The following is a 1,280-nucleotide window of genomic DNA, read 5'->3' as shown; positions in this document are numbered from 1 at the left end:
GATTACCCTGGCGGTGGCACCCCTTGTCTGCCAAGGCCCTTGCGCCGAGCCCTGCATCCGCTTCGTGGTGCGCGATACTGGCCCCGGCATTCCGGCCGATGAGCAGGAGGCGGTGTTTGAGGCCTTTCGCCAGCGCAAGCGCGATATAGGCCATCAGGGCGGCACCGGGCTGGGTCTGGCGATCAGCCGCAAGCTGGTGGCCGCCATGGGGGGCGAGCTGATCCTTGCCAGCGAGCCGGGCAAGGGGTGTGAATTTAGCTTCAGCTTGCCGTTGCAGCGCTCGATCGCCCAACTGCCCGCCGAGGCGCAGCCGCTGCACCTTGGCCAGTCTCGCGACATCCTGCTGGTGGAGGATAACGAGATCAACCGGCTGGTGGCGCACGGCATGCTGACCCGCCTCGGCCATCGCGTGACTCTGGCGGAGGATGGTCGCAGCGCGCTGGCGCTGGTGACCGAGCGTCCCTTCGAGCTGGCGTTGCTCGATATCAACCTGCCCGATATGGACGGCATGACCCTGCGCGAGGATCTGGCCGCCATTAGTGAGGAGATGCATGAGCGGCCGCTGCCCGCCATCGCCATCTCGGCCCAGATGTATCCGGAGGATATCCGCCACTGTCTCGCCGCCGGGTTTGTCGATTTTGTCGGCAAGCCGGTGCGGCTGGCGGTACTGGCGAACGCCATCGAGCGGCTGTTTAGGCAGGAGGTTACCTCCATCGAGCCTTCCACGCAGTTATCTGTTGCCGCCTCTGCTAATCGGCCCGAGTGGGCCAATCCGGTGCTGGACGCCGATCTGCCCCTGCTCGGCATGGCGCGGATCCGCCAGCTGGTCGGGCTGTTTGAGTCGCAAGGGCGGGTGTTGGTGGACGAGTTGGCCAAGGGGGAGGGGAATGAGCAACGTCAGCTGGCGCACAAGCTAAAAGGGAGTGCGCTGGCGCTGGGGCTGACCGAATTTGCCAGCCACTGTGCGGCCCTTGAGGCGGGGGGCGGTGAGCCTGCGACAATCGGGGCGCAATTTGACGCGGCGGTGAGCGGGTTGCAGCTGTGGCTGGCGGCCAACAGGGATTCGCCGTTCTGATCCCTGCTGGCGATGTACAACGTTCAGAGGGGGTGGCCAGCCCCTGCGCCGTTATTCTATTTCGCGAAACAGCACCTGCTTGCACTTGGCACAGACCCATTCCCGGCGAAAATCGGTCAGGTGCACCATGCCCACCTCCAGCAACTCGTGGTGGCCGCAGTGATAACAGAAGATGATGTCGCCATCGACTGATTCAGGGTGGGCC

1 protein-coding gene is annotated in these 1,280 nt (G+C 64.7%); it reads left to right on the top strand.

Annotated elements, in window-relative coordinates:
* Positions 1–1,075: ATP-binding protein (locus tag AACS18_RS23480; RefSeq protein ID WP_258228935.1), on the top strand; the 1,075-nt coding region annotated here is incomplete at its 5' end.
* Positions 1,076–1,280: the final 205 nt, after the last annotated feature.

The sequence above is a fragment of the Aeromonas sp. HMWF015 genome (genome assembly GCF_963878965.1).
In the GTDB taxonomy this organism is placed as follows: Bacteria; Pseudomonadota; Gammaproteobacteria; order Enterobacterales; family Aeromonadaceae; genus Aeromonas; species Aeromonas veronii.
The sequence above is the reverse complement of the archived record's forward strand: the minus strand, read 5'-3'. Positions and strand labels throughout refer to the sequence as shown.